At 69.6% G+C, this 15,859-nt stretch carries 17 protein-coding genes and 1 pseudogene; 14 read left to right on the top strand and 4 right to left on the bottom strand.

What is annotated here, in order from left to right; all coding sequences use genetic code 11:
- The first annotated feature begins 31 nt into the window (after positions 1-31).
- The 7 genes from WJ12_RS30685 (at position 32) to WJ12_RS30655 (ending at position 6,502) form a co-directional block, all read left to right on the top strand.
- The gene (locus WJ12_RS30685; RefSeq protein WP_034189342.1) at positions 32-385 is read left to right on the top strand and encodes a YgiW/YdeI family stress tolerance OB fold protein; all 354 of its coding nucleotides are present in this window, start codon (positions 32-34) and stop codon (positions 383-385) included.
- A gap of 55 nt (positions 386-440) precedes the next feature.
- Complete coding sequence (locus WJ12_RS30680; RefSeq protein ID WP_049032225.1) at positions 441-1,301, top strand: MurR/RpiR family transcriptional regulator; 861 nt, start codon at positions 441-443, stop codon at positions 1,299-1,301.
- Between the two features lie 59 nt (positions 1,302-1,360).
- Positions 1,361-1,786 carry a GNAT family N-acetyltransferase gene (locus tag WJ12_RS30675; protein ID WP_069245977.1) on the top strand — a complete coding sequence of 142 codons (426 nt, stop codon included), beginning with the start codon at positions 1,361-1,363 and terminating at the stop codon, positions 1,784-1,786.
- 184 nt (positions 1,787-1,970) lie between these two features.
- Positions 1,971-3,638, top strand: a complete 1,668-nt coding sequence (locus WJ12_RS30670; RefSeq protein WP_059556824.1) for an ankyrin repeat domain-containing protein — start codon at positions 1,971-1,973, stop codon at positions 3,636-3,638.
- A 130-nt stretch (positions 3,639-3,768) separates the two neighbouring features.
- Positions 3,769-4,629 carry an isocitrate lyase/PEP mutase family protein gene (locus WJ12_RS30665; RefSeq protein ID WP_059556823.1) on the top strand — a complete coding sequence of 287 codons (861 nt, stop codon included), beginning with the start codon at positions 3,769-3,771 and terminating at the stop codon, positions 4,627-4,629.
- Positions 4,630-4,964: 335 nt separating this feature from the next.
- Entirely contained in the window at positions 4,965-5,231 is a 267-nt protein-coding gene (locus tag WJ12_RS30660) for a YodC family protein (RefSeq protein WP_049032821.1), read from the top strand.
- A gap of 101 nt (positions 5,232-5,332) precedes the next feature.
- The gene (locus WJ12_RS30655; protein ID WP_059556822.1) at positions 5,333-6,502 is read left to right on the top strand and encodes a cytochrome P450; all 1,170 of its coding nucleotides are present in this window, start codon (positions 5,333-5,335) and stop codon (positions 6,500-6,502) included.
- Between the two features lie 15 nt (positions 6,503-6,517).
- Here WJ12_RS30655 and WJ12_RS30650 read toward each other — a convergent pair whose 3' ends face one another.
- Both WJ12_RS30650 and WJ12_RS30645 read right to left on the bottom strand, forming a co-directional pair.
- Entirely contained in the window at positions 6,518-6,844 is a 327-nt protein-coding gene (locus tag WJ12_RS30650) for a superinfection immunity protein (protein WP_034189349.1), read from the bottom strand.
- A gap of 90 nt (positions 6,845-6,934) precedes the next feature.
- Entirely contained in the window at positions 6,935-7,354 is a 420-nt protein-coding gene (locus WJ12_RS30645) for a rhodanese-like domain-containing protein (RefSeq protein ID WP_059556821.1), read from the bottom strand.
- Positions 7,355-7,468: 114 nt separating this feature from the next.
- On the opposite strand from WJ12_RS30645, the gene ftrA reads away from it, so the two are divergent.
- The 6 genes from ftrA to WJ12_RS30615 all read left to right on the top strand — a co-directional run bounded on the left by ftrA (position 7,469) and on the right by WJ12_RS30615 (position 13,784).
- Positions 7,469-8,431: a transcriptional regulator FtrA gene (gene ftrA, locus WJ12_RS30640; RefSeq protein WP_034189351.1), complete on the top strand. Its 963-nt coding sequence runs from the start codon at positions 7,469-7,471 to the stop codon at positions 8,429-8,431.
- 85 nt (positions 8,432-8,516) lie between these two features.
- Positions 8,517-9,587 carry an NAD(P)H-dependent flavin oxidoreductase gene (locus WJ12_RS30635; RefSeq protein WP_059556960.1) on the top strand — a complete coding sequence of 357 codons (1,071 nt, stop codon included), beginning with the start codon at positions 8,517-8,519 and terminating at the stop codon, positions 9,585-9,587.
- A gap of 79 nt (positions 9,588-9,666) precedes the next feature.
- Positions 9,667-11,121, top strand: coding sequence for a M20 family metallopeptidase (locus WJ12_RS30630; protein ID WP_059556820.1), 1,455 nt, complete (start codon positions 9,667-9,669; stop codon positions 11,119-11,121).
- 55 nt (positions 11,122-11,176) lie between these two features.
- Entirely contained in the window at positions 11,177-12,286 is a 1,110-nt protein-coding gene (locus WJ12_RS30625) for a malate/lactate/ureidoglycolate dehydrogenase (RefSeq protein WP_059556819.1), read from the top strand.
- Complete coding sequence (locus WJ12_RS30620; protein WP_059556959.1) at positions 12,283-12,906, top strand: TfoX/Sxy family protein; 624 nt, start codon at positions 12,283-12,285, stop codon at positions 12,904-12,906. The genes WJ12_RS30625 and WJ12_RS30620 overlap by 4 nt, the downstream gene beginning before the upstream one ends.
- A 299-nt stretch (positions 12,907-13,205) precedes the next feature.
- Positions 13,206-13,784: an NnrU family protein gene (locus WJ12_RS30615; RefSeq protein ID WP_059556818.1), complete on the top strand. Its 579-nt coding sequence runs from the start codon at positions 13,206-13,208 to the stop codon at positions 13,782-13,784.
- A gap of 46 nt (positions 13,785-13,830) precedes the next feature.
- Here the strand turns inward: WJ12_RS30615 and WJ12_RS37065 are convergent.
- Both WJ12_RS37065 and WJ12_RS30610 read right to left on the bottom strand, forming a co-directional pair.
- Positions 13,831-14,031 (bottom strand): annotated as a pseudogene (locus tag WJ12_RS37065) (GABA permease); the annotation flags it as partial.
- 86 nt (positions 14,032-14,117) lie between these two features.
- Positions 14,118-14,855: a sulfite exporter TauE/SafE family protein gene (locus WJ12_RS30610; protein ID WP_059556817.1), complete on the bottom strand. Its 738-nt coding sequence runs from the start codon at positions 14,853-14,855 to the stop codon at positions 14,118-14,120.
- 262 nt (positions 14,856-15,117) lie between these two features.
- On the opposite strand from WJ12_RS30610, the gene WJ12_RS30605 reads away from it, so the two are divergent.
- Positions 15,118-15,552: a hypothetical protein gene (locus WJ12_RS30605; RefSeq protein ID WP_034189357.1), complete on the top strand. Its 435-nt coding sequence runs from the start codon at positions 15,118-15,120 to the stop codon at positions 15,550-15,552.
- Positions 15,553-15,859: the final 307 nt, after the last annotated feature.

Here is a 15,859-nt window from a genome sequence, read left to right as displayed (position 1 = left end):
CGGCGTCACATCCAAGAAGAGGACCGACATCATGAAACACCTGGCCAGAATCCTGGCGGTTGCACTCGCCACGCTGCCCGCCGCCGTCTATGCGCAATACACGGGGCCATCCGCGCTGACCACGACGACCGTGAAGGAACTGCTCGCCAACGGCAAGGACGATCAGCACGTGCAGTTGCAAGGGCGCATCGTCAAGCACGTCGGCGGCGAGGACTACGAGTTCGCCGACGCCACCGGCACGATCCGCGTCGAGATCGACCACAAGCTGTGGGCGGCCGGCCAGCCGGTCAGCGACAAGAACGAAGTGAAGGTGACCGGCGAATTCGAGCGCAAATGGTCGGGCAGCGTGAAGGTCGACGCCGATCACGTCGAAGTGCTGCGCTGACCGGTGCGCGCGGGGCCGGTGATACCATGAGCGACCGGTTCCCGTTCCCATCACGATGGCTGCCAATTTCGACGAACTCGCGTCCCGGATCCGGGCGCAATTTTCCGAGCTGAGCCCGCAATTCCAGGCGGGCGCCGCCTTCCTGCTCGACCATCCCGACGAAGTCGCCACGTCGTCGATGCGCAAGGTCGCGCAGCGCGCGCAGGTGCAGCCTGCGTCGCTCGTGCGGCTCGCGCAGCAATTCGGTTTTCCCGGCTGGAACGAGTTGCGCGATCTGTGCGTCGCGCGCGTGCGCGCGCGGCCCGAGCCGCTCACGCAGCGCGCGCGCTCGCTGGTGCGGCCCGACGCGAGGGCGTCGCTCGCGCATGACCTGCTCGCCGCGCAGCAGCACAACCTGTCGGCCACCGCCGCGCAGAACGAGCACGCGCTCGCGGACGCGGCCAGGCTGATCCGCAAGGCATCGCATGTTCACGTGGCGGGGTTCCGCTCGTGTTATCCGGTCGCGTTCGGGTTCGTGTACGGCTACCGGCTGTTCCGCCCGACCGTGTCGCTGCTCAACGGCGTCGCCGGTTCGCTCGAAATGGAGCTGCGGACGATCGCGAAGCAGAGCGTGACCGTGGTCGTCAGTTTCGCGCCGTACTCGGCGGAAGCAACACGCGTCGCGCAGGCCGCGAAGGAGCAGGGCAGCAAGATCGTCGCGATCACCGACAGCGCGGTGGCGCCGATCGCGCTGCACGCGGACGCGCAACTGATCTTCACGCACGACAGCCCGTCGTTCTTCCCGTCGCTGGTGGCCGCGCATGCGATGGCCGAGGCGCTGGTCGCGCAGTTGCTCGCGCTCGAAGGCAGCGATGCGATCGCGGCGCTCGAGCGTACCGAAGCGGCGCTGCACGCGAAGGGCGCCTACGTGGTCTGACGCGCGCGGTGCGTGCGGCTCCAGCCAATTCCCGTTCACGATTCAACCCGACGCAACCGATGACGTTCACCTACGAAGTGACCGACGCGGGCGACGCGGACGTACGCAAGCAGATCGTCGCGCCGCTCGTCCGGTTCAACGAAAGCCAGGCCGGCCCGGCCGAGTTCCGGCCGCTGGCCGTGGTCGTGACCGACGCCGCCGGCGCGGTGGTCGGCGGCCTGTGGGGCGGCACGGCGTTCGGCTGGCTGCACGTCGACCTGCTCGTGGTGCCCGAGGCCGCGCGCGGCCAGGGCGCCGGCACGCGCATCATGGATCTGGCCGAAGCGGAGGCGCTCGCGCGCGGCTGCCACAGCGCGTGGCTCGACACGTTCGATTTCCAGGCGCGACCGTTCTACGAAAAGCGCGGCTATGTCCGCTTCGGCGAGCTGCCGGACTATCCGGTCGGGCACACGCGCATTTTCCTGACGAAGCGGCTCGCGGGCTGAGCGGCGCAGCGTCGGCAGGTTGACGATGTCGCCGGCCGTCGCCTACGATACCGGGCAGCGATGCAGGTCGCTTCCGGGTCCGCGGAAAGGGTTGAACCCACCTGTGTCGCATCCACTCGAGGTTTCCCCATCCTTTGTGCTGGCGGTATTGCGGACCTTCGGCCATCCATGCACGAGGATCCGCATGAACACGCTGCCTCCCAACGCTCATCCCGATCATCTGAAAAAGCAGGCCAAGGCATTGTTGCGCCTGTACCGGCAAGGCGACGCCGGTGCCGTCGCGCGCTTTGTCCGGTCGCTCCCCGCCGCCGCGAACCGCACGCACGACGAAACACGCGCGCTCGGGCTCCGCCTGCACGACGCGCAGTCCTGCATCGCGCGCGAGTACGGCTTCGCGTCGTGGGCCGATCTCGGCGCGTTCGTCGAAATGCGCGCGCTCGCGCGGCAACCGCGGTCGGCGCTGATCCGGCGCTGGCTCCACCTCGCCTACGGCGGTGAGGTGACCGGCGGCGTCGATGCGCCCCGGCCGCGTGTCGCCGCGCAATTGTTGCTCGACCATCCCGATCTCGTGTCGGCCGATCCGGCCATCGCATGCGCGGCGGGCGATCTCGACGCGGTGAAGGCTGCGCTGGCCGCCGATCCCGGCTGGATCGCGCGCGCCGGCGGTGCGTTCAAGCTGCCGCCGCTGGTCGCCGTCACGCATTCGCGGCTCGGGCGGATTCCGGCGTTCGCCATCAGGCTGCGCGACTGCGCGCGTCATCTGCTCGATGCAGGCGCGGATCCGAACCAGTGGATCGGCAACCGGTTTCCGCCGGCTTCGCTTGCCGAGCCCGACGAGTCGGCGCCACTGTCGGCGCTGTACGGCGCCGCGGGCGTCAATCGCGATCCGGCGCTCACGGCGATGTTGCTGGAAGCCGGCGCCGACCCGAACGACGGCGAATCGCTGTATCACTCGCTGGAGAATCCGGCCTGCACGCGCGTGCTGCTCGAGCACGGCGCGCAAGTGGGCGGCACGAATGCGTTGCGGCGCGCGTTCGACATGCGCGACGCGGCGGCGCTCGAACTGCTGCTCGCGCATGGCGGCGACGCGAACGAGCCGCCCGGCGCGGGCCTCGCGCGGTCCTGGGGCGCGCCGTTGCTGCGCGCGATCGGCGTGCGCTGCTCGGCGCGCCATGTCGCCGCGCTGCTGGCGGCCGGCGCCGATCCGCGCGCGTGCACGCCGGCGGGCGTCAGTGCGTACCGGCTGGCGATGCAGGCCGGCTTGACCGACGTCGCGGCGCTGCTGCGCGCAGCCGGCGCGGAAGAGGCGCTCGGCCCGGACGACGCATTCGTGGCGGCCTGTGCGCGTGCCGACGCCGACACCGCGCGGCGTATCCGGGCGCGCCATCCGGAACTGCCCGGCGCGCTGACCAAGGACCGGCTGCGGCAACTGCCGGATGCCGCCGCATGGGGGTCGCGCGACGCGGTGAAGGTCATGGTCGAGCTGGGCTGGCCGATTGCCGTGCGCGGCGGCGACTGGGACGCGAGCGCGCTCAATCACGCGGTGTTCCGCGGCGATGCCGATCTGCTGGCGTTCCTGCTCGCGCACGGCGCAAGCTGGCGCGAGCCGCACGGATTCGGGAGCGACGCGCTCGGCACGTTGTCCTGGGCGTCCGTCAACGAACCGGAGGGCGTCGACGTACCCGACTGGGAAGCGTGCGCACGCGTGCTGATCGCACATGGCGTGCCGCAGGCGGTGCGCGATCCGTTGCATCCGGACGCCGTGCTGATCGACGGCCGCACGATGCAGTTCTCCGAGGCCGTCGCCGACGTGTTGCTCGGCATCGACGGCGGGCCGGCTGCATCGACGTAAGCGCCGGCTGCCGGCGCGCGTCCCGCGCGTCGGTTTTTTTCCGGTCGCGCGACGACATTTCGGCCATCGCTGAAACGTCGCGCGCACGACCGGCGTAAGCTCACCCGTCATCACCATCCGGGAGTCCACGATGACCCGTTCCGACTTGCAGGCGCGCCATGCCGAAGTTTTCCGTTCGCTGCACACGCGCCCCGGCGCGTTCATCATCCCGAACCCGTGGGACGCCGGCACCGCGCGCCTGCTGGCGATGGCCGGTTTCGAGGCGCTCGCCACGACGAGCGCCGGCTACGCGTTTTCGAAAGGGCAGCCCGACAACGCGATCGACCGCGACGCGATGCTCGACCACATTGCCGATCTCGTCGCCGCGGGCGGCCTGCCGGTGAGCGCCGATCTCGAGAACGGCTTCGGCGATGCACCCGACACGGTGGCCGAAACGATCCGGCTGGCGGCCGAGGCCGGCGCGGTCGGCGGCTCGATCGAGGACGCGACGGGCCGCGCCGACGCGCCGATCTACCCGCGCGGCGCGGCGGTCGAGCGCATCGCGGCGGCCGTCGACGCGGCGCGCGCGCTGCCGTTTCCGTTCACCTTGACCGCGCGCTGCGAAAACTACCTGCACGACCGCCGCGATCTCGACGACACGATTGCCCGGCTCGTCGCCTATCGTGACGCGGGCGCCGACGTGCTGTATGCGCCGGGCATCACCGACGCCGACGAAATCGCGGCCGTGACGCGGGCGGTCGGCGCGCCGGTGAACGTCGTGATGGGGCTGCAGGGCGGCTTGCTGAGCCTGGACGAACTCGCTGCGCTCGGCGTGAAGCGCGTCAGCGTCGGCGGCGCGCTGGCGCGGGCCGCGCTTGGCGCGTTTCTGCGCGCCGCGACCGAGATGGCGCGCGACGGCACGTTTACGTTCGCACAGGCGGCCGTGTCGGGGCGCGACATCAACCGCTGGTTTGCGGCACCCGATAATTCGCCGGTTTTGTTCGGAGAGTGACGGCCAATTAAACATGGGATCGTTTCCAGCGGAAACGTCGATTGACAATAATCAACCTATTTCGCGTCTTAATTAACCGTCGATGACGGCGCGAAAACCATCGTTTATTCTCCGCATTTCCCCCGGTTTCCCCGATCCGCCGTGCAGGCCGCGCCGGATCGGGCGATCGGCGGCCCGCCGCGCGTGTCGATGGCGCGTATCGTTGCATTTTCTCGATCAATGTATTTTCGTGTGCGGCAGTTGCCGGCCGTTTTTTTGATTGATAATCTGCGGCACATTCAAATGACCGGTTGGCGGGCCGCCGGGAATATCAATATATAAAATCCGAGAGAGCGATGACGATCCGAGAAAATCAGCGCGTCAGGTTTCGCGTCGGCGATGTCGTGACGCTGAAAACGGGCGGGCCGCGCATGACCGTCACCTATGCGGGGCCGGTCGTGTTCGACGACGGCGACTGGCTGATCTGCCAGTGGTTCGACGAAAACGGCGAATTCCGGCAGGAAATGTTCCATCACGACACGGTGCTGCCCGAGCCGCGCGCGATTTCGGCCGGGCGCGTCCGGATGCGCATGCAGTCGCACCGCGACCGGTCGGCCGCCTGACCGTTGCCTTGCTTTGCGAGGCCGCGGCGCGCGGCGCCCGTGCCGCGACATTTCACGTGAACCCGAAACATGCGGCGGTGCACGCCATCGATACTGAGCGCATGAACCCGACCGATCCCATTGCAGCGGTGACGCACCGCGATCCCTATCCCTACTATGCGACGCTCGTCGACGGGCCGCCGCTCGCGTTCGACGCCGCGCTCGGCCTGTGGGTCGCGAGCCGCGCGTCGACCGTGACGGCCGTGCTCGGCCATCCGGCCTGCCGCGTACGCCCGCTGGACATGCCGGTGCCGCCCGCGTTGCGCGGCACGACGGCCGGCGCGCTGTTCGGCGAGCTGGTGCGCATGAACGACGGCGCGTCGCGGCACGACGTGCCGAAGCAGGCGCTGCGCGCGGCGTTCGCGCCGATCGACACGGAGGCGCTGCGCGCACGCGCGGCGCAGCTTGCCGCGCGACGGTTGCCGGCGCCGGGCGACGCCGACGCGCTGAATACGTGGTGCATGACCGTGCCCGTGTGTGCGGTTGCCGATCTGCTCGGCTTCGACGAAGCGCAGCTGGACGACATCGCGGCGCGGGTCGTCGACTTCGTCGCCGCGCTGTCGCCGTTGTCGGATGCCGCGGCGCTGGCGCGCGCAAGCGAAGGCGCGCGGCAATTGCTCGACCGGATGACCGAGCGCGTCGCGCAGACGCGTGCGCACGACGGCACGCTCGTCGCCGCCGTGCAGCAGGCAGCCCGCGCGTCGGGCTGGCAGGCAAGCGACGCGCTGGTGGCGAATCTCGTCGGGTTGTTGTCGCAGACCTGTGAAGCGACGGCCGCGTGGCTCGGCAACACGCTGGTGGCATGGCACGGGGAAGCCCACGCCGCGCGCGCCGTGCCGGACGACACGGCGCTCGACGCCTTCGTCGCCGAAGTCGGGCGCTTCGATTCACCGGTGCAGAACACGCGCCGCTTCGTCGCGGCGCGCACGACGATCGACGGCGCGACCGTCGAAGCCGGCGACGCGATCCTCGTCGTGCTCGCCGCGGCGAACCGCGACCCGGCCGTGCATCGCGAACCGCACCGGCTGATGCCCGGCCGCGCGGCGGGGCCGAATTTCGGCTTCGACACGGGGCCGCACGCGTGCCCGGGCGAGCGGATCGCGCGGGCGGTGACGGCGGGGGCGTTCGGGGCGTGCTTGCGCGCAGACGGCTGGCCGCCGCACGAGGGACTGCACTGGACTTACCGCGCGTCGACCAACGTCAGGATGCCGAAGTTCGACGCGGCACGGTGAAAGGGAAAAAGGGACTTAACGGCAGCCTTGCTTCTCGGCCCATTGCTCCTGGGCCGCGACGCGGCGCTGCACGCGTTCGACGAGGCCGGACGAGAACGTCCGCATGCTGACGCCGCGGCGCTTCGCGAGGATCGTCTGCGCGACGTCGGTACGCGGGTTCGGCTGGCACGCCCAGTACAGCGTCATCAGCCAGCCGATGCCGGTCCATGCGAACAGCGCGTTGAACATCGCGATCGTCAGCTTGTCGTGCCGGCCGCGCCGGTCGGCAATGACGGCCGGCAGAAAATAGATCGCGATCGCGGCGACTGAACCGGCCACTTGAATCAGGACTGCATCATGCATGGTGCTGCTCCGTCCGAACTGCAATGTGGCTGATTGTCGCGCTTTTTTCGTTCGTGTGCTGGCAATTGATTGTTGCGTTTTTAATGACGATCAGTCGGCTTCGGCGCCGATCGGCTGCACTTCGTTGCTCAACGCGAAACCTTCGTCGCGCCAGCCCGTCACGCCGCCAATCATCAACTTGACCGGCCGGCCGAGGCGCGCCAGCTGGATCGCCGCGCGTGCGGCGCCGTTGCAGTGCGGGCCCGCGCAGTAGACGACGAACAGCGTACCGGCCGGATAGCCGGCGAGCTTGCTCTCGATGATCTTGCGGCGCGGCAGGTTGTGTGCGCCGGGCACGTGGCCGGCGGCGAACTGGTCGGGGCCGCGCACGTCGAGCAGCACGAAGTCGGGTGCCCCGGACGCGAGCGCGTCGTGCACGTCCCAGCAATCGGTCTCGAATCGCAGCGACGCCTCGAAATGGGCGAGGGCGGCGGGGCTGTCGGCGGCGGGCACGTCGGTGACGTAGGACATGGGCAGGTTCTCCGGGGGGAAGGGGCGCTGAGCGCGCCGGGATGAGAGGCAGTATCGCGGTTCGGCCCGCTTTGCGGCAGTGGCGCGATCGACAAGTTCCGGTAACATTGCGCCATGCATGATCATCTCGTCGTCGCGCTCGCATACGATCGCCTCTGCACATTCGAATTCGGCTGCGTGGTCGAACTGTTCGCGCTCGAGCGCCCGGAACTCGGCGTCGACTGGTATCGCTTCGCGGTATGCGCCAGCGAGCCTGGGCCGGTGCGCGCGGCGGGCGGCATCACGGTCGCCGCGCCGTACCGGCTCGCGATGCTCGATCGCGCGGACACCATCGTGATTCCCGGCTGGCGCGATCCGGACGAACGGCCGCCCGAGCCGTTGCTGAAGAAGCTGCGGGCCGCGCATCGGCGCGGCGCGCGGCTCTGCTCGATCTGTTCGGGCGTGTTCGTGCTCGCGGCGGCCGGCGTGCTCGACGGGCTCACGGTGACCACCCACTGGCGTTACGCGGAACGCCTGCAGGCGCGCTATCCGGCGCTGCGCGTGAATCCCGATGCGCTGTACGTCGACGAAGGGCAGATCGTCACGTCGGCCGGTTCGGCGGCGGGGCTCGACATGTTGCTGCATCTGGTGCGGCGCGACCACGGCGGCGCGATCGCGAACCGGGTCGCGCAGCGCCTCGTGCTGCCGCCGCACCGCGATGGCGGGCAGGCGCAATTCGTGCCGCGCCCGGTCGCGCCGGGCGGCACCGACCGGCTCGCGAAGCTGATCGACTGGATGCGCGCTCATGCGGCCGAGCCGCACACGCTGGCATCGCTCGCCGCGCAGGCCGCGATGAGCACGCGCACGCTGCAGCGCCAGTTCGCGGATGCGACGGGGATGTCGCCGCTCACGTGGCTGATCCGCGAGCGCGTGAACGTCGCGAAGGACATGCTCGAGGCGCAGCCCGCGCTGCCGCTCGCGCAGGTCGCGGCGCGCGCGGGGTTCGGCTCGGAGGAATCGTTGCGCCGGCATTTCCGGCGCGTCGCGGCGACCAGCCCGGCCGCATACCGGCGCGGCATGGATCGCGGCGGCACGTAGCGCACGCGGCATCAGGCCGGTTGTGCGCGACGAGACGAAGAACAACCCGCGTGGCGACGACCATGCATGGCGAAAAAGGATTCCGATGACGACACTGCCTTCCCGTTTGCCGTTGATCCAGGCCCCGATGGTCGGTTCGCTGAGCCCGCTCGCGATCGCCGTGTGCGAAGCCGGCGGGCTCGGTTCGCTCGCGTGCGCGGCGCTCGGCCCGCAGCAGTTGCGCGACGAGATCGCGGCGATCCGCGCCCGCACGCCCGCGCCGTTCAACGTGAACTTCTTCTGCCACACGCCGCCCGCGCCCGACGCCGAGGTCGACGCGCGCTGGCGCGCGGCGCTCGCCGGCTACTACGCGGAAGCCGGAGTCGATCCGGCCGGTGTGAAGGGCGGCCCGGGCCGCGCGCCGTTCGACGATGCGACGTGCGCGGTCGTCGAGGAATGGCGGCCGGCCGTCGTGAGCTTCCATTTCGGGTTGCCGGACGACACACTGCTCGAGCGCGTGCGGCGCACGGGCGCGCGAGTCGTTTCTTCCGCGACGACCGTCGAGGAAGCGCGCTGGCTCGATGCGCGCGGCGTCGACGCGATCGTCGCGCAGGGCGCGGAGGCCGGCGGCCACCGCGGGATGTTCCTGACCGACGACATCCATGCGCAACCGGGCCTGTTCGCGTTGCTGCCGCAGATCGTCGACGCGGTGCGCGCGCCGGTGATCGCGGCCGGTGCGATCGCCGACGGGCGCGGCATCGCGGCCGCGTTCGCGCTCGGCGCGCGTGCGGTGCAGATCGGTACCGCCTACCTGCTGACGCCGCAGGCCGGCCGGTCGGCGCAGCATCGCGCGGCGGTGCGCGCGGCACGCGACGACGGCACGCGCATGACCAACCTGTATACCGGCCGCCCCGCGCGCGGGCTGCTGACGCGCTTCATGCGCGAACAGGGGCCGATGAGTGCCCTTGCGCCCGCGTTCCCGCTCGCGACGACCGCGGTCGATCCGCTGCGTAGCGCGTTCGAGCGGCAGGGCCGCGACGATTTCTCGCTGCTGTGGTCGGGCGAGGCCGCGGCGCTCGCGCGCGAGGCGGATGCCGGCACATTGACGCGACGCCTGTGGGACGACGCGCTGGCCTGCGCGGCAGGGCTGCGCGATGCGTTCCCGAAGGTCGTCTGAACGGCCAGGAGGGGGCGCCGGCGGGGGAGCATCGGCGTATGATCTGGGTTTTCGTCAGCCCGATCCAGGCACCCCCATCATGACTTCCGTCGACACGACCCCCGTCCTCGACCATGACAAGCTCGTTACCTTCGTCGAGCGCAAGTGGAACGATGAAATCCTCCATGCCCTGACCGACTACATCGCGATTCCCGCGAAGAGTCCCGCATTCGACCCCGACTGGGCGAAGCGCGGCTATCTCGAGCGCGTCGTCACGGACGCCGCGCAGTGGGCCGAACGGCAGCCCGTGAAAGGCCTGACGCTCGAAATCGTGCGCTTGCCGGGCCGCACGCCGGTGATCTTCTTCGAGACGCCCGCCACGCGCTCGGGCAGCACCGATACGATCCTGCTGTACGGCCACCTCGACAAGCAGCCCGAATTCGACGGCTGGCGCGCGGACCTCGGCCCGTGGACGCCGAAGTTCGAGAACGGCAAGCTGTACGGCCGGGGCGGCGCGGACGACGGTTACGCGATCTACGCGAGCCTCGCGGCGCTCGGCGCGCTCGACGAGCAGGGCATCGAGCGGCCGCGCTGCGTCGGCCTGATCGAGACCTGCGAGGAGTCGGGCAGCTACGACCTGCTGCCGTACGTCGATGCATTGCGCGACCGGCTCGGCCAGGTGTCGCTCGTCGTCTGTCTCGATTCGGGCGCCGGCAACTACGACCAGATGTGGCTCACCACGTCGCTGCGCGGCCTCGTGTCGGGCGACCTGCAGGTCGAGGTGCTGGAAGAAGGCATCCACTCGGGGGTCTACGGCGGCATCGCGCCGTCGAGCTTCCGCGTGATGCGCCAGCTGTTCGAGCGCCTGGAAGATGCGAAGAACGGCAACCTGCTGCCGGGCGTGTTCCATTGCGAGATTCCGTCGAGCCGCGTGCGCGAGGCCGAAGCGGCCGCCGCGATTCTCGGCGACACCGTATGGAAGGGGCTGCCGTGGGCGTGCGGCGCGGACGGCAAGCCGGTGCTGCCGACCACGACCGATCCGCGCGAGGCGCTGCTGAATTCGACATGGCGTCCGTCGCTGTCGGTCACGGGTGCGGCCGGCATGCCGGCGCTTGCCGATGCCGGCAACGTGCTGCGTCCGCGCACCGCGTTCAAGCTGTCGCTGCGCCTGCCGCCGCTCGTCGATGCCGCCCAGGCCGTGCAGCAGTTGAAGGAACTGCTCGAACTCGATCCGCCGTACAACGCGAAGGTCACGTTCAAGCCGGACGCGGGCGCTGCGACGGGCTGGAGCGCGCCCGATCTCGCGCCGTGGCTCGCGTCGTCGCTAGACGCCGCGTCGCGCCGCCACTTCGGCGCCGACTGCGCCTACATGGGCCTCGGCGGCACGATCCCGCTGATGAACGTGCTGCAGGAAGGCTTCCCGTCCGCGCAGTTCATGGTGTGCGGCGTGCTCGGGCCGAAGTCGAACGCGCACGGCCCGAACGAGTTCCTGCATGTGCCGTACGCGAAGAAGCTGACCGCGGCCGTGGCCGACGTGATCGCGACCGCGCGCTGAGCGTCGCAGCGTCCGAAGCATCGATTGCCCGATCCGACTTGATGGAGTGTTGCCGATGACCGTCCTGCCGACGCCCGCTACCGAACCGCTGCGCATGCGCGCCGAACCGCTGCACGCATTCGTCGCGGCACTCTGGGAGCGGGCCGGCAGCAGTGCGCGCGAGGCAGCGCTCGTCGCCGATCACCTGGTCGGCGCGAATCTCGCGGGCCACGACTCGCACGGGATCGGGATGATCCCGAATTACGTCGCGTCGTGGCGGGAAGGGCAGTTGCAACTGAACGGGCACGCGTCGATCGTGCGCGACGGCGGCGCGGTGCTGACGATCGACGGCGGCCGCGGTTTCGGCCAGGTGATCGCGTTCGAGGCGATGGTCGAGGGAATCGAGCGTGCGCGGCGCATGGGGATCTGTGCGATCGGGCTGCGCGACGTCCATCACCTCGGCCGCATCGGGCACTGGGCCGAGCAGTGCGCGCGCTCGGGGCTCGTGTCGTTCCATTTCGTCAACGTGCCGGGCGACCTGCTGGTCGCGCCGTTGCACGGCGCCGATCCGCGCTTCGGCACGAACCCGTTCTGTGCCGCGTATCCGCGGGCGGGCAAACCGCCGCTGCTGCTCGATTTCGCGACGAGCGCGATCGCGTACGGCAAGACGCGCGTCGCGTACAACCAGGGCAAGCATGTGCCGGCCGGGTCGCTGATCGACCATCGCGGCCAGCCGACCGATGATCCGGCCGTGATGCACGAGCAGCCGTTCGGCGCGCTGCTGCCGTTCGGGCTGCACAAGGGGTATGCGCTCGCGGCGATGTGCGAGATCTTCGGCGGCGCGCTGGTCGGCGGGCATACGACGTACGGCGATACGCTGCAGAAAACGAGCGCGATCGTCAACGGGATGCTGTCGGTGCTGATCGACCCGAACGCGTTCGACGCGGCCGACGCCGGGCGCGAGGCCGATGCGTTCGTCGCGTGGGCGAAGGCATCGCCGCAGGCCGGCGATGCGCCGGTGCGGATGCCCGGCGAGCCGGAGGATGCCAGCCGTGCCGCACGCGGGGCCGCCGGCATCCCGGTCGACCGCGCGACGTGGCGGCAGATCCGCGAGAGTGCGACGGCCGTCGGTTTCGACGACGCCGAGCTCGAGGCGTGGACGCGGCGCTGCGAGGCCCGCGCATGAGCTGGCAAGCGGAGAAGGCGCACGGCGAGGAGATCGCTTATCAGCTCGCGCCGCTCGGCACCGTCGCGGTCGCCCGGTTCTTCAGCGGCGCGGCGTTGCGGCTCGACGGCGTGATGTTCGGCTTCATGTCGCGCGGGTCGCTGTTCCTGCGTGTCGACGACGTGAACCGTCCGGCGTTCGTCGCGGCGGGCATGGGGCCGTTCTCGTATACCAGGCCCACGCGCACGGTCGCGCTCGAGGGCTACTACGAAACGCCGGCCGACGTGCTCGAGGATGCGGGTGCGCTGTTCGACTGGTGCCGCGGCGCGTATCGTGCGGCGTTGCTGGCCGGGCCGCCGAAGCGCAAGGCGAGGGCCGTGCCGAAGCCGGCGTCGAAGGCGGGTGCCGGGACGGCAGCGAAATCTGCATCGAAATCGGCATCGAAAGCCGCGCCGAAAGCGGCACTGAAATCCGCGCCCAAGCCTGCGCCGAACCCGGCGCGGAAGACGGCATCCACGGTGGCGGCGAAACCCGCGCCGAAATCCACGGCCGAACCGCTCTCCGTGCCGAAAGCCGCGCGCGTATCGAAACCTGCGCCGAAACCGGCATCGAAACCGCCGGCGAAGCGCAAGGAGACGTAATACCGGCCGCGCGAAGCGACAGCCGCGCGATGTTCGCTTTCCTTTCTTTCAGGCGTACCTATCACCGGGCGACCGGTGCGTCGTACGGCCGCAGGCCCGCACGACCGGACGTACGAACGCGTCAAGCTTGACGCGCCGCACATCCTGCATGCTTCACAACGGCAGTCCCGGCGTTTATGATCGGCGCGGGTTGCGCCGCCGGGCGCGGCCCGCGCCGGCCTTGCCGCCGGCTCCGCGAACGGCGCATCGTACGTCGCGCGGAACGTATCCCCACTCATCATTCCAGACGGAGACAGTCGATGCTCGTCCTGATTCTCGGTTTAGCGATCTTCCTCGGTGTGCACTCGATCCGGATCGTCGCCGGCGGCTGGCGCTCCACGACGATCGAGCGGATCGGCGAGAAGGGCTGGAAGGGCGGTTATTCGATCGCGTCGGTCGTCGGCTTCGTGCTGATCGTCTGGGGGTACGGGATCGCCCGCTCGGGCGCGACGCTGCTGTGGGTGTCGCCGGTCGGCGTGCGCCACCTGACGGGCATGCTGACCGCGGTCGCGTTCGTGCTGATCGCCGCGTCGTACGTGCCGCGCAACCGGATCAAGACGCTCGTCGGACACCCGATGCTGGCCGGCGTGATGGTCTGGGCCGTGGCGCACCTGCTCGTGAACGGCACCGTGCATGCGGTCGTGCTGTTCGGTGCGTTCTTCGTGTGGTCGATCGTCGATTTCGTCGTGTCGCGTGCGCGCGATCGCCGCGACGGCGTTCGCTACCCGGCCGGCGCGCTGTCGGGCGACATCGTCGCCGTGCTGGGCGGGATCGTCGTCTGGGCCGTGTTCGCGCGGTTCCTGCACGGTCCGCTGATCGGCGTGCGGCCGTTCGGCTGAACGCGCACGCCGGCCGCCGGTCGACGCATCCTCGCGCCAGGAACGCGTTCATCACCGACATGAACGATTCGAACAGCACGATCTTTATCGCGACGGCCACACCCGTGAAGCCCGCGATGTTGGACAGCGACACTTGCGGCGATTTCCGGTTGGCCTTGTCGGTCCACGGCATGCACAGGATCGGGATCGACACCGAGCCGACGTAGCACACCATCACGCGCACGATCACGCCGCCAAGCGCGATCATCGTGATGTGCCGTTGCTTGAGGCTTTGCCTCAAAGCGTTGTCCGCCTCTCCTGCCTCTCGTTATCGTTGGGCGGGAAGCGCGTGCGTCAGATCGGCTTGACGAACAATCCGATGGTCAGCACGACGCCGATGCAGACGATCCCGATCCGCAGGATGCGTTCGTTCACGCGATGCAGCGCCCACGTGCCGAGCAGCCCGCCGACGATCGCGCCGCCGCCGAGCGCGAGTGCCGATCCCCAGTGCAGGTGTGGCGACGTCACGAACAGCACGACGGCCGATGCGTTCATCACGCCCGCGAGTGCGTTCTTCGTCGACATCGCGTGACGCGGCGACAGACCGGCCATCGTCAACACGGCCATCATCAGGAAGCCGAGTCCGCCGCCGAAGTAGCCGCCATAGATCGCGATCATGAATTGCGAGATCGCGGCAGGGACGGTGCCGAGGTGCGCCGCGCCTTCGCGCGGCTTGCGGAAGAAGCTGCCCCACGCGAACACGATGGTCGCGAACAGCACGAGCCACGGCACGAGGCGCGAGAAGATCGACGAAGGCGTCTTCAGCAACAGCAGCCCGCCGAGTGCGCCGCCGATCACGCTGATCACGAACAGCGCGCGAAACGACAGCTTGCCCGCGCCGCGCACCATTTTTCGGCTGGCCCAGCCGGTCGTGACCTGCGCGGGAAACAGCGCGACCGTCGACGTGATGTTCGCCGCGAGCGGCGACATGCCCGACACGATCAGCGCGGGCAGCGTGACGAACGAGCCGCCGCCGGCGAGGGTGTTCTGCAGGCCGGCCCAGAGGCCGGCGAGGATGACGAGAGCGAGCATCGGAGCGCAACGAGGGAGGTGGCAGGCCCGCTTGCCGGATACGGGCAGGCGCGGTGGACGCCCGATGGTAATGCAGGATCGCGTTCTTCGGTTCTTCGGTTCTTCGCTGCCTCGTGGCGCGAGCGCGGTCCGGGTGCGCAGGCGCAGCCGCGCGCGTGGCGTTCGAGCCGGGAACACGCCCGATTTAACGCTTCATTACGATAGGCTTAACGGAATGGTGCTAAATTCCCGTCGATATCTCGAAAATCAGAAGGGCGGACAGATGCTGAAGAAACTGGGTGTGATGGCAGTGGTGGCCGGCGTGACGGCGATGGTGTCGTTGCCTGCCGTGGCAGGCGATACGAATAACGCACTGGGCGGTGCGTTGGGCGGCGTCGCGGGCGCGGCGGTCGGCAATGCGATCGGCGGCAGCACGGGCACGGTCATCGGCGGTGCGGTAGGCGGCGGCGCGGGCGGTGCGGTCACGTCGAACAAGCGCGAGCGCACGGGCGCGGTCGTCGGCGGCGCACTGGGCGGCGGCGCGGGCGCCGCAGCGGGCAATGCGATGGGCGGTACGGCGGGCGGTCTCGTCGGCGCAGCCGTGGGCGGCGGCGCGGGCGCGGCGCTGGGCGGCCACGTGTCGCGCAACAACGCCCGTTCCAACGACCACTATCACGGCAACAAGCACAAGAAGAAGCGCAACAAGCACTACGACTGAGCGTCGGTTTCCCGGTGCGTGCCGATCGTGCCGGGTGATCGACCGCGTATGAGCGGCGACGGCGGCAGTCCGGCGGACGTCCGTCTTTCCGCCTTCGATGCGCCGTGCGTCGAGCATCCGATGCTGAAGGAGGCGTCAAGCCGCGTCGACTGCGTCGCTTGATCGCCTGCGCCGACCAAGCGCCCTGGTTGCACGACCGGTACTGGCGTATCGACAAGCTGACGTTCAGGCATCGTGGCCGTCTTGGTCATCGGTCCGGCAACGGATGACATTGATGCAGTGATTGGCACAGGCAAGGCCCGGATAA

Origin of the sequence: Burkholderia seminalis (assembly GCF_001718535.1) — a bacterium.
Classification (GTDB): Bacteria; Pseudomonadota; Gammaproteobacteria; order Burkholderiales; family Burkholderiaceae; genus Burkholderia; species Burkholderia seminalis.
This window is presented reverse-complemented; position numbering and strand designations above follow the sequence as displayed.